The organism is Nonomuraea sp. NPDC002799 (assembly GCF_053592075.1).
On the sequence record NZ_JBSFVA010000003.1, the window covers coordinates 156,010 to 168,690 of the forward strand.

At 69.8% G+C, this 12,681-nt stretch carries 8 protein-coding genes and 1 tRNA gene; 4 read left to right on the forward strand and 5 right to left on the reverse strand.

The genetic code is table 11. From position 1 onward, the window contains the following. Window positions 1-89: 89 nt before the first annotated feature. The 4 genes from ACWD0F_RS07460 to dapD all read left to right on the forward strand — a co-directional run bounded on the left by ACWD0F_RS07460 (window position 90) and on the right by dapD (window position 2,486). Window positions 90-172 (forward strand) — tRNA-Leu (locus tag ACWD0F_RS07460). Between the two features lie 172 nt (window positions 173-344). Then, the gene (locus tag ACWD0F_RS07465) at window positions 345-665 is read left to right on the forward strand and encodes a VOC family protein (RefSeq protein WP_449873084.1); all 321 of its coding nucleotides are present in this window, start codon (window positions 345-347) and stop codon (window positions 663-665) included. A gap of 264 nt (window positions 666-929) precedes the next feature. Beyond that, window positions 930-1,352: a pyridoxamine 5'-phosphate oxidase family protein gene (locus ACWD0F_RS07470; protein ID WP_449873085.1), complete on the forward strand. Its 423-nt coding sequence runs from the start codon at window positions 930-932 to the stop codon at window positions 1,350-1,352. Between the two features lie 171 nt (window positions 1,353-1,523). Then, on the forward strand, window positions 1,524-2,486 hold the full coding sequence (dapD, locus tag ACWD0F_RS07475; RefSeq protein WP_449873086.1) for a 2,3,4,5-tetrahydropyridine-2,6-dicarboxylate N-succinyltransferase: 963 nt from the start codon (window positions 1,524-1,526) through the stop codon (window positions 2,484-2,486). 259 nt (window positions 2,487-2,745) lie between these two features. Here the strand turns inward: dapD and pyk are convergent, their stop codons facing one another. From pyk to gltB, 5 genes are all read right to left on the reverse strand, one after another. After that, window positions 2,746-4,176, reverse strand: coding sequence for a pyruvate kinase (pyk, locus tag ACWD0F_RS07480; protein WP_449873087.1), 1,431 nt, complete (start codon window positions 4,174-4,176; stop codon window positions 2,746-2,748). A gap of 35 nt (window positions 4,177-4,211) precedes the next feature. Then, window positions 4,212-4,562, reverse strand: coding sequence for a DUF2784 domain-containing protein (locus ACWD0F_RS07485; RefSeq protein ID WP_449873088.1), 351 nt, complete (start codon window positions 4,560-4,562; stop codon window positions 4,212-4,214). After that, window positions 4,559-6,358: a S8 family peptidase gene (locus tag ACWD0F_RS07490; RefSeq protein WP_449873089.1), complete on the reverse strand. Its 1,800-nt coding sequence runs from the start codon at window positions 6,356-6,358 to the stop codon at window positions 4,559-4,561. The genes ACWD0F_RS07485 and ACWD0F_RS07490 overlap by 4 nt, the downstream gene beginning before the upstream one ends. 261 nt (window positions 6,359-6,619) lie before the next feature. Then, window positions 6,620-8,098, reverse strand: coding sequence for a glutamate synthase subunit beta (locus ACWD0F_RS07495; RefSeq protein ID WP_449873090.1), 1,479 nt, complete (start codon window positions 8,096-8,098; stop codon window positions 6,620-6,622). Between the two features lie 12 nt (window positions 8,099-8,110). Further along, a complete protein-coding gene (gene gltB / locus ACWD0F_RS07500) occupies window positions 8,111-12,616 on the reverse strand; it encodes a glutamate synthase large subunit (protein WP_449873091.1) in 4,506 nt (1,501 codons plus the stop codon). Between the last annotated feature and the right edge of the window lie 65 nt (window positions 12,617-12,681).

Here is a 12,681-nt window from a genome sequence, read left to right on the forward strand (position 1 = left end):
CCGGTAGATTAGATCCACGCTGGCGCCCTGCAGTTGATCAACTTCAGCGGTAGGCTGCGCAGCAGATCCGGACAAGTCCGGAAATTTCGGCCGGAATGATGGAATGGCAGACATGGACGCCTCAAAAGCGTCTGCTCGAAAGGGCGTGCGGGTTCGAATCCCGCTTCCGGCACCCATGGTGGAGCGGAAACTGTCAGTGACGATCGTCACTCTGGGTCCGTGCATCCTCGCGCGACCGTAGACCGGGGCCCTCGGCATCGCCGGCGGCGGAGCCGCGTCACGCCCGATCATCGTCCTGGCAAGATGGCGGCATGGAACGTGTGCTTGGAATCGGTGGATACTTCATGCGAGCCACCGACCCGGTGGCCCTGGGCGCGTGGTATCGCGATTGCCTGGGCTTGGACGCCGATGAGAACGGCTTGTGGCGTCAGGAAGCCGGGCCGACGGTGTTCGCGGCGGTTGACTCCGAGATCGACTACTTCGGGTCCCGCACCCAGCAGAATATGATCAACTTCCGGGTCCGCGACCTTGACGCGATGCTCGCGCAACTGCGTGCCAAGGGAGCGGACGTGGCCGCCGAGACGCAGGACATGGAGGATGTCGGCCGATTCGGCTGGGTCACCGATCCCGAGGGCAACCGGATCGAGTTGTGGCAGCCCGCCTGACCCTGCCCCCACCCTGTCGTCACCGTGCCCTCACGCCGGCGGCGCCGGGCCGGAACAGCCGCGGTCACCGGCGAACGTCCGTACGGCGGCGACGACGGGCGCGGAACGTCTCACCTGCTCGCCCAGCTCCTAACCCGAACGAAAGCTTCGGCATATCTCACCCTATGCTGCCGATCGGTCGCGAACCGACACAACGCCGAGCTTTCGGGAACGCTCCCACAGGGAATAGGCGTCACAGGGCCGGCGAAGACGGGGGTGGCGCGGATGCCGTTGAGCGTGGCGGCGCGGGAGGCGTTCCTGGCGGAGACGCACATCGCGAGCCTGGCCGTGGAGGCCGGTGATGGACGGGCGCCGCTGAGCGTGCCCGTCTGGTACGACTACGATCCGGGCGGCGAGATCCGCTTCCTGACCGACGGCGACTCGCTCAAGGCGAAGCTGATCGCCAAGGCGGGCCGGTTCTCGATGCTGGTGCAGCGGATCAGCCCGACCTACCGGTACGTGTCGGTGGAGGGCCCGGTGGTCCGCTCGTATCCCACGACGCTGGACGACCTGACCCGCATCTCCGCGCGCTATCTGCCGCCCGACGCGGTGTCGGGATACGTGCACGGCTCGGATCTACGCGTGCTCGTGACGTTCCGGATGCGACCCGAGCACTGGCTCTCGGCCGACCTCGGCGCCCTGGCCTGACCTCGGCACCCTGACCCGGGCCCGAGCCTCGGCCTCCGCGCCTTGGGGCGCCACACCTTGGCGCGCCACGCTTGGGGGCGCCACGCCTGGGGGCGCCACGCCTGAGGCGTCGGGCCTGAGGCGTCGGGCCTGAGGCGTCGGGCCGGGCTTCGAAACGGTATTTTTGGGCGTGTGACTGCTATCGATCCCACCTCTACCGGCGCGTTCGGCGTCGGGCTCGCGACCATCGCCGACGACGGCACCGTACTCGACACCTGGTTCCCCGACCCCGAGCTGGGCGACGCGCCCGCCACCGGCACCGAGCAGCTCTCCGGTGCCGAGGCCGGTGAGCTGGCCGAGCTGACGGGGCCCGACGCCGCGCGGGGCGTGCGGGTGGTGGCGGTGCGCACCGGCATCGCCAAGCTCTCCGAGCCGCCCGTGGACGCCCACGACGTCTACCTGCGGCTGCACCTGATCTCCGCCCGCCTGATCAAGCCGCACGGCGCCAATCTGGACGGCGTTTTCGGCCTGCTCGCCAACGTGGTGTGGACCAACTTCGGCCCGTGCCCGGTGCCCGGCTTCGAACGCACGCGGTTGCGGCTGCGGGCCAGGGGCGCGGTGACGGTGTACGGGGTGGACAAGTTCCCCAGGATGGTGGACTACGTGCTGCCCGCGGGCGTGCGGATCGCCGACGCCGACCGGGTACGCCTCGGCGCCCACCTGGCCGACGGCACCACGGTCATGCACGAGGGCTTCGTGAACTTCAACGCCGGCACCCTGGGCGCCTCGATGGTCGAGGGCCGGGTGTCGGCCGGCGTGGTGGTCGGCGACGGCTCCGACGTGGGCGGCGGCGCCTCGATCATGGGCACGCTGTCCGGCGGCGGCAAGCAGGTCATCTCGATCGGCGAGCGCTGCCTGCTGGGCGCGAACGCGGGCGTCGGCATCTCGCTGGGCGACGACTGCGTGGTGGAGGCGGGCCTGTACGTGACGGCGGGCACGAAGGTCGCCCTTCCGGACGGGAAGGTGGTCAAGGCCGCCGAGTTGTCGGGCGCGGACGGCATTCTGCTGCGCCGGAACTCGCAGTCGGGCGCCGTGGAGGCGGTCCCGCGCAAGGGCGGCGGCATCGAGCTCAACGCCGCCCTGCACGCCAACTGACACGGGCGGGCCACCAGGGAACACCCGTCACCGGGCTGACACCTCAAGATCGACCGAGAACTGCCAGGGGCGACCGTGGCAGGGAGGGGCCGGCTGGAGGCGGCCCGGTGTGCGGCGCCCGGGAGGCTCCACGGACTCGGTCATCGACGCGCCGTGACGGCGGCGCGCCGGTGAGGCGGGTAAGCGTCCCCCTGGAAGGCCATCGGCCCCGGTCGGCGGATGGAGCCTGCCGGGCGGAGCCGTAAAAGCTGAAAAAGATCTACTGCGCGTGGGACACCGCGGAGCCTATGGTGTGCACGCGGAGGGCGTTGGTGGAGCCCGGGGTGCCGGGAGGCGAGCCGGCCACGATGACCACCTTGTCGCCCTTCTCCAGCACGCCCAGCGACAGCAGCGACGCCTCCACCTGCCGCACCATGTCATCGGTGTGATGCACGAACGGCACGTGGAACGTCTCCGTCCCCCACGTCAGCGAGAGCTGCCCCCGCACGTGCGGAGCCGACGTGAACGCCAGCAGCGGGATCGGCGACCGGTAGCGGGCCAGGCGGCGCGCCGTCTCCCCCGACATCGTGAACGCGATCAGCGCCTTGGCCCCCACGATGGCGCCCACCTCGGCCGCGGCCCGGGCGATGGCGCCGCCGGTGGTCTCCGGCATGCGCTCCAGCGTGTGGGTGGCGTGCAGGGACGCCTTCTCGGCGGCGCAGGCGATGCGGTCCATCGTGGCCACGGACTCGATCGGGTAGTTGCCGACCGAGGTCTCGCCCGACAACATGACCGCGTCGGCGCCGTCCATGACCGCGTAGGCCACGTCGGAGGCCTCGGCGCGGGTGGGGCGCGGGGCGTTCATCATCGAGTCGAGCATCTGGGTGGCGACGATCACCGGGCGGGCCTTCTCGCGGCAGAGCGTGATGATGCGCCGCTGCACGATCGGGACCTGCTCCAGCGGCAGCTCGACGCCCAGGTCGCCGCGGGCGACCATGATGCCGTCGAAGGCCTCGATGATCTCGGGCAGGCGGTCGACGGCCTGCGGCTTCTCGATCTTGGCGAGCAGCGGCAGGCGGACGGCCTCCTGCTCCATGATGTTGCGCACCACGTCGGCGTCGGACGGGCGGCGGACGAAGGAGAGGGCGATCATGTCGAAGCCGGTGCGCAGCGCCCAGCGCAGGTCGGCCTCGTCCTTGTCGGTGAGCGCGGGCGCGCTGACGTTGACGCCCGGCAGGTTGAGGCCCTTGTTGTCGGAGATCATGCCGCCGATGACGACGCGGGTGACGATGCGCTCGCTGTCGACGCGGGTGGCCTCAAGGACGAGGCGGCCGTCGTCGACCAGGATCGTGTCACCGGGGCGGACGTCGTTGGGCAGACCCTTGTAGGTGGTGGAGACCTGCTCGCGGTCCCCGGGCACGTCTTCGGTGGTGATGGTGAAGACGTCACCGAAGCCGAGCCGGACGGGCCCTTCTTCGAAGGTGCCGACACGGATCTTGGGGCCCTGCAGGTCGGCGAGCACGCCTACACCGCGGCCAAGGTCGGCCGCCACCTCCCTGACCCGGTCGTAGACCTCTCTGTGCAACTCATGATTGCCATGGCTGAGGTTGAACCGTGCCACGTCCATGCCCGCGGCGATCAGCTCGCGGAGGCGTTCCTTGGACGATGTGGCTGGGCCTAGAGTGCAGACGATTTTCGCGCGACGAGTCACGAGTCCTACCTTAATTGGTACAGACCACTTGGCAGTCACTGACGACGGAGAACGTACCCGACGTAGGAGAACAGAACGAGAACGGCGACCCCGAGTCGCGCCAAGTTCGTGTACTCCTCCGGGTAGATCACGCCTTCGATGTAGTGGTCGATGAATCCGCTGGCCGGCAGGCCTTGGAGACCTGCCATGCGGCGCCCCCAGTCTTCGGCGAGGGTCAGCGGGCACTCGGCGCCGGTGACGACCGAGAGCACTCCCCAGGCGGCGACCGCGAGGTGCGTCCAGATAGTACGCCGCCACCGCCACGCGAGAAACCCGCCCACCGCCATGTAGACGAGAAAGGCGAAATGCACCACCATCGCTGCGTCCGCGACGAGGCGATACATCATGGTACGAAGGTAGCCGCCTTCCAGGCGTCCACGAGCCCGTGGCCGAAGAAACCGTTGCGGGCCTGCTCGCCCTGACAGTCGTGCTTCTCATTCCCACCGTACGCCTTGTACTCGTACGAGCGCGGCGAAGGGCAGGCCAGCGGGCGGGCGGTCTTGTAGAGCAGGTCCTCGACGGTGGCCGGTGCGAGGGTGAGGCCGGCGGGGCCGGGTTTGCCGAAGCGGCTGATGAGGATGGCGGCGACACCTGTGGCGTGCGGGGCGGCCATGGAGGTGCCGTCGAGATACTGGTAGTAGGAGCAGGCTCCGCTCTTGCAGTCCTTGACGACGTCCGCGCCCTTGGGTTCGCCCGAGGCGTCGATCCGGCCGGCGGCCCGCAGCACGTGCTCGGGGGCGGCGGCCAGGATCGAGCGGGTGGTCTTGACGCCCTTGCCGTCGAGCACGTCGCCGCCGGGGGCGGACAGGTCGGTCTGCTCGACGCCGTAGTCGCTGTAGATGGACTTGCGCCCCGACGGGCCGACCGCGGAGACGGAGACGACGCCGTTGGACTCGGCGGGCACGTTGATGCAGGAGTTGTCGACCTTGCGAACCCTCTGGTCGCCTTCGGGATAGCCGGGGCTGGCTCTGTCGACCGTGGGCTTGCCCAGGTCGCTGGAGCCGTTGCCGAGGGCGGAGACGAGGGTGACGCCCTTGTTACGGGCGTAGTCGAGGGCGCGCTGCATGCCGACGATGATGGCCTGCTGTTCGAGCTGCTCCTTCCTGCGGTCGGACTTGTTGTCCTTGCAGTTGAACAGCCAGGGGTCGACGTAGTAGCTCATGTTCACCACGTCCACGCCGATGTCGCCGGCGTAGGTGAGCGCGTCGAGGCTGGGCTTGAGGAAGAAGAACCCGGAGTCCTGGCCGGCCCGCAGGTTCACGATCTGCACGGCGGGCGCGACGCCGGCGATGCCGATGCCGTTGATCGGGGAGGCGATCGTGCTGGCCACGTGGGTGCCGTGGCCGTCGTCGTCCACGTCCACGGGGTCCTTGCAGTCACGGGCCTCGCAGGCGCCGTCGAGCTTCTCGCCGTTCTCGTCCTTGGGCTTGTCGGTGACGAAGTTGCGGCTGAGCTCGCGGTTGAAGTTCGCGGCGAGGTCGGGGTGCTTGCCGTCGACGCCGGTGTCGATGACGCCGACCAGCACCTGCTTGCTGCCGGGGGCCTTGGCGTGCGCCCGGTCGGCGCCGATCATGCGCATGTCCCACTGGCGGCCCGCGAGCGGCTCCCGGCCGCCTTGCGAGATGAACGCCCCCGCGTCGGGGAAGGCCGACGATCCGGTACGGCGAGCCGCGGCGCTCAAGCCGGTACGACCTGCCACGGCGCCGGAGCCGGTACGACCGACCGCGGCGGTCGAGCCGGCTGTGGCGGTCGAGCCGGCTGTGGCGGTCGAGCCGGCTGTGGCGGTCGAGCCGGCTGTGGCGGTCGAGCCCTCTGTGGCCGGAGAGGACGAGGGGGGCGGTGTGCCGGGGCGGGTCGCGGAGCCGATGCGCCGGTCGGGCGACACGCCCACGATCGCCGGGTTCGCCCCAAGCCCCTCCACGAAGGCGTCACCGCTCCCGGAGGCCATCAGGTAGCCGAGCTTGGTGTCCTTGCTCACCGTGGCGCCTCCGGCCCGCTCAACGGCGTCCAGGGCCTCGCGCTGCCGTCCCTCGGCGTAGAAGACGAGGTATTCGGCCTGCTGGGACTGACGGGCGGCGGCGGGAACCCGAGGTGAGGCGGGCGCGCAGGCCGTAAGGGCGGCCAGGGTGGCGACCGCCGTCACAGCACAGGCGACTCGCCACATTCTTCCCCCAACCGACCGACTTCCCGCAGATTCTGCATCTTCCCGACACTAACCAGGTGATGCAACTTAGTCACGAAATTTCGGTCGATGCGGGGCGAAGTGGACTCCTCAACGGCCGGGCTGAAGGGCCGCGGGCGAAGGCCGTACGCGAGGAGCGAAGGCGGAAAAGCCGCCTGACGTTCAGCATGCGTAAGGCCCGGCAGGGCGTCGTCGCCTTGCCGGGCCTTACAACGGTCCTCGTCAGACGAGCGGCCGCGCCGTCGGCAGGATCGGGTACGGCAGCGCCGTCTCCCCGGTCAGGAACCGGTCCACGCCCGAGGCGGCGGCCCGCCCCTCGGCGATGGCCCACACGATGAGCGACTGCCCGCGGCCCATGTCGCCGGCCACGAAGACACCGTCCACCTTGGACATGTACGTCTTGTCACGCGAGACGTTGCCCCTGGCGTCGTAGAAGCCGTCGCCGGCGCCTTCGGCCAGGTCCTGCAGCAGCGCGCCCTTCTCCGGCCCGAGGAAGCCCATGGAGAGCGTGACCAGGTCGGCCGGGATCTCCCGCTCGGTGCCGGGGATCGGCTTGAACCCGTTCTGCGGCCCGTCGACCTGGACCAGCCGCAGCGCGCGCACGTTGCCGTCGGCGTCGCCGGCGAACTCGGTGGTGGAGACCGCGTAGACCCGCTCTCCCCCGCCCTCGGACAGCTCCTCGTGCGCGCTCTCCATCTTGAACAGGATGGGGAACGTCGGCCACGGCTGGCTGCCGGGCCTGGCCGCGGGCGGCTGCGGCATGATCTCGAGCTGGGTGACGGACGCGGCGCCCTGCCTGATCGCCGTGCCGATGCAGTCGGCGCCGGTGTCACCGCCGCCGATCACCACCACGTGCTTGCCCGCGGCCGAGATGGGCGCGGTGTCGTAGTCGCCCTCCTGGACCTTGTTGGACAGCGGGAGGTATTCCATCGCCTGGTAGACGCCCTTGAGCTCGCGCCCGGCGACCGGCAGGTCGCGCCATGCCGTGGCGCCGCCGGACAGCACCACGGCGTCGAACTGCTCGCGCAGCTCGGCGGCGGTGATGTCGACGCCGACGTTCACGCTGGTGCGGAACTCGGTGCCCTCGGCCCGCATCTGCTCAAGGCGGCGCTCGATGTGCCGCTTCTCCATCTTGAACTCGGGGATGCCGTAACGCAGCAGGCCACCGATCCGGTCGGCCCGCTCGAACACCACCACGTCGTGCCCGGCCCTGGTGAGCTGCTGGGCGGCGGCCAGGCCCGCGGGGCCCGAGCCGACGACCGCGACCTTCTTGCCGGTCCTGACCGCCGCAGGCTGGGGGGTCACCCAGCCCTCGGCGAACGCCCGGTCGATGATCTCGACCTCGACCCGCTTGATCGCCACCGGGTCGGAGTTGATGCCGAGCACGCACGCCGCCTCGCACGGAGCCGGGCAGAGCCTGCCGGTGAACTCCGGGAAGTTGTTCGTGGCGTGCAGCCGCTCGATCGCCTCGCGCCAGTCGGTGCGGTAGACGAGGTCGTTCCACTCGGGGATGAGGTTGCCCAGCGGGCAGCCGTTGTGGCAGAACGGGATGCCGCAGTCCATGCAGCGGGCCGCCTGCTTGGTCAGCTTCTCCTGGGAGAAGTCCTGGTAGACCTCGCGCCAGTCGCTGATGCGGACGTCCACGGGGCGGCGCGCGGGCAGCTCCCGGTCGTGTGTGAGAAAACCCTTGGGGTCAGCCATCGGTACGCCTCCCTAGCCCTTGACCGCGGCGGCCATGACCGCCTCGTCGATGTCCCTGCCTTCGGCGCGGGCGGCCTCGGCGGCCTCCAGCACCCTCTTGTAGTCGGTCGGCATGATCTTGCCGAACCGGCCGAGCGCGTCGTCCCAGTCGGCCAGCAACTGCTTGGCGACCGGCGAGCCGGTCTCCGCGAAGTGCTTCTCGACCGTCTCCTTGAGGAAGTCGGCGTCCTGCTCGGTGAGCGCCTCGATGGCGACCATCTCGCGGTTGACCCGCTCGGGCGCCAGGTCGAGCAGGTACGCGACGCCGCCCGACATGCCGGCCGCGAAGTTGCGCCCGGTCGCGCCGAGCACGACGACCTTGCCGCCCGTCATGTACTCGCAGCCGTGGTCGCCCACACCCTCGACGACCGCCGTGGCTCCGGAGTTGCGCACGCAGAACCGCTCGCCGACGACGCCGCGGACGAACACCTCGCCGGACGTGGCGCCGTACAGGGTCACGTTGCCGGCGATGATGTGGCCGTCGAGCGGCGCCTCGTCGTGCGGCCGGACCGTGATCCGCCCGCCCGACAGGCCCTTGCCGAGGTAGTCGTTGGCGTCGCCGGTCAGCCGCAGCGTGATCCCGCTCGGCACGAACGCGCCGAACGAGTTGCCCGCGGAGCCGGTGAAGGAGATGTCGATGGTGTTGTCGGGCAGGCCCTTGCCGCCGTGCCGCTTGGTCACCTGGTAGCCGAGCATGGTGCCGACCGTGCGGTTGACGTTGCGGATCGGCAGCTCCAGCGTGACCGGGGTGCCCTGGACGAGCGCGCCCTCGGCCAGCTGGATCAGCGTGTTGTCCAGCGCGTGCTGCAGCCCGTGATCCTGTTCGACGGTCCTGCGCAGCGGGGTGCCCGCGGGCAGCTCCGGCTGGTGCAGGATCGGCGACAGGTCGAGGCCGCTGGCCTTCCAGTGGTTCTCGGCCGCCGTCATGTCGAGCATCTCGACGTGCCCGATCGCCTCGTCGAGCGAGCGGAAGCCCAGCTCGGCCAGGTATTCGCGGATCTCCTGCGCGATGAACTCGAAGAAGTTGACCACGAACTCCGGCTTGCCGGAGAAGCGCTTGCGCAGCTCGGGGTTCTGCGTGGCGACGCCCACGGGGCAGGTGTCGAGGTGGCAGACCCGCATCATCACGCAACCGCTGACGACGAGGGGCGCGGTGGCGAAGCCGTACTCCTCGGCGCCGAGCAGCGCCGCGATGACGACGTCGCGGCCGGTCTTGAGCTGGCCGTCGACCTGGACGACGATGCGGTCGCGCAGGTCGTTGAGCAGGAGGGTCTGCTGGGTCTCGGCCAGGCCGAGCTCCCACGGCGCGCCCGCGTGCTTGAGCGACGTCAGCGGCGAGGCGCCGGTGCCGCCGTCGTGCCCGGAGATGAGCACCACGTCGGCGTGGGCCTTGGACACGCCCGCCGCGACCGTCCCGACGCCGACCTCGGCGACCAGCTTCACGTGGACCCTGGCCTCCGGGTTGGAGTTCTTCAGGTCGTGGATGAGCTGCGCCAGGTCCTCGATCGAGTAGATGTCGTGGTGCGGCGGCGGCGAGATGAGGCCGACGCCGGGCGTGGAGTGCCGCGTCTTGGCGATCCACGGGTAGACCTTGTGGCCGGGGAGCTGGCCGCCCTCACCGGGCTTGGCGCCCTGGGCCATCTTGATCTGCAGGTCGGCGGCGTTCACCAGGTATTCGCTGGTGACGCCGAACCGGCCGGAGGCCACCTGCTTGATGGCGCTGCGGCGGTTCGCGTCGTACAGGCGCTCGGGGTCCTCGCCGCCCTCGCCGGTGTTGGACTTGCCGCCGAGCCGGTTCATCGCGATGGCGAGCGTCTCGTGGGCCTCCATCGAGATGGAGCCGTAGGACATCGCGCCGGTGGAGAACCGCTTGACGATGCTCTCGACCGGCTCGACCTCCTCGATCGGGATCGAGGCGCCCTCGCGCAGCCGGAACAGGCCGCGCAGGGTCATCAGCCGCTCCGCCTGGGAGTCCACGAGGTTCGTGTACTCCTTGAAGATCTCGTAGCGGCGGGTCCTGGTGGCGTGCTGCAGCTTGAAGACGGTGTCGGGGTTGAACAGGTGGGGCTCGCCCTCGCGCCGCCACTGGTACTCGCCGCCGATCCGGAGCCCGCGGTGGGCGTTCGGCACGCGCGGGTAGGCGTGGCGGTGACGCTGCTCGACCTCGGAGGCCAGCACGTCGAAGCCGACGCCGCCCAGGCGCGAGGTGGTGCCGATGAAGCAGGAGTCGATGACCTCCTGGCTCAGGCCGAGCGCCTCGAAGATCTGCGCGCCGGTGTAGGAGGCCACCGTGGACACGCCCATCTTGGACATGACCTTGATGACGCCCTTGCCGTAGGCCTTGATCAGGTTGCGCACGGCCTTGCGCTTGTCCATCTGCAACGCGCCGGTGTCGACCAGGTCCTCGATGGTCTCGATGGCGAGGTACGGGTTGATCGCGGCGGCGCCGTAGCCGATCAGCAGCGCCATGTGGTGGCACTCGCGGGCCTCGCCGGTCTCGATGACCAGGCCGATCTTGGTGCGGGTCTTCTCCTGGATCAGGTGGTGGTGCACCGCACCGGTGAGCACCAGCGACGGGATCGGGGCCAGCGCGTCGGACGAGCCGCGGTCGGACAGCACGATGATGCGCGCGCCGTCGGCGATCGCCTGCGACGCCTCGGCCCTGATCTCGGCCAGCCGGCTCAGCATCGCCTCGCCGCCGCCGGCGACGTCGTACAGGCCGCTGATGACGGACGGGTGGAAGCCGGGCAGGTCGTGCTCGTCGTTGATGTGGATGATCTTGGCGAGCTCGTCGTTGTCGATCACCGGGTACGGCAGCACGAGCTGACGGCAGGAGCTCGGCCCCGGGTCGAGGAGGTTGCCCTCGGGCCCGAGGGTGCTGGCCAGCGAGGTGACCAGCTCTTCACGGATGGCGTCCAGCGGCGGGTTCGTGACCTGCGCGAACAACTGCGTGAAGTAGTCGAACAGCAAGCGCGGCTTCTCGCTCAGCACGGCGACGGGCGTGTCGGTGCCCATGGAGCCGATCGGCTCGGCACCGGCCTTCGCCATGGGCGACAGGAGGATGCGCAGCTCTTCCTCGGTGTAGCCGAAGGTCTGCTGACGCTTGACGAGCGCCTCGTGGGTGGGGACCTCGTGCTGGCGCGCGGGCAGCTCCTCGAACCTGACCAGGCCGGCGTGCAGCCAGTCTTCGTACGGGAGCGCGGCCGCGAGCTCGGCCTTGATCTCGTCGTCCTCGATGATCTTGCCGCGGGCGGTGTCGATGAGGAACATGCGGCCCGGCTGCAGGCGGCCCTTCCTGACCACGTCCTCGGGCTTGAAGTCGAGCACGCCGGCCTCGGAGGCCAGTACGACCAGGCCGTCGGCGGTCACCCAGAAGCGTCCGGGGCGCAGGCCGTTGCGGTCGAGCACGGCGCCGGCCAGGGTGCCGTCGGTGAACGTGATCGAGGCGGGACCGTCCCATGCCTCCATCATCGTGGAGTGGAACTCGTAGAACGCCCGCCGGGCGGGGTCCATCTCGGTGTGGTTCTCCCACGCCTCCGGGATCATCATCAGGACGGCGTGCGGGAGGCTCCGGCCGCCGATGTGCAGCAGCTCCAGGGCCTCGTCGAAGCTGGCGGTGTCGCTGCCATCCGGGTCACAGATGGGGAAAAGTCGCGAAATATCGCCCGGGATGTGGGCGGACGCCAGCATCGCCTCGCGAGCCCGCATCCAGTTGCGGTTGCCCTTGACCGTGTTGATCTCGCCGTTGTGGGCGATGTAACGGTAGGGGTGGGCCAGCGGCCAGCTCGGGAAGGTGTTGGTGGAGAACCGCGAGTGCACCAGCGCGATCGCGGTCTCGTAACGCTCGTCGCTCAGGTCGGGGAAGAACGGCTCGACCTGGTCGGGCGTGAGCATGCCCTTGTAGACGATCGTCCTGGCCGACAGCGACGGGAAGTAGACGTCGGCCTCGTGCTCGGCCCGCTTGCGCAGGCAGAAGGCGAGCCGGTCGAGCTCCACCCCGTGCCGCCCCTCGGGGTCGGACACGAAGAGCTGGGCGAAGTGCGGCATGACGGCCCGGGCACTGGGGCCGGGCAGAGCGCGGTCGACGGGCACGTCCCGCCAGCCGAGCACGGTGAGACCCTCTTCGGCCGCGATCTCCTCGATCAGGCGCGTGGCGATGGCCCTGGCCTGCTCGTCGACGGGCAGGAAGGCGATACCGGCGGCGTACGCGCCGGCCTCGGGCAGCGCGAACGGCAGGCTCGCGCGGTAGAACCCATCGGGAATCTGCGTCAGGATACCGGCGCCGTCACCAGTGTCCGGCTCGCTACCCTTGGCCCCCCGATGATCAAGATTACACAGCGCCGTCAGCGCCTTTTCCACGATCCCGTGCCCTCGGCGACCCGCGACGTCGGCAACCATGGCGACACCACAGGCATCATGCTCGTTGGCGGGGTGGTAGAGGCCCTGAGGCTCGGGGAATCCGAGGTGGGCAGCAGGCATTGAATCCCTCCCGTCGTCATCGTCTGTCTGAACTGCGCTACAGGCGGGGACGACGTTGGCCCTGC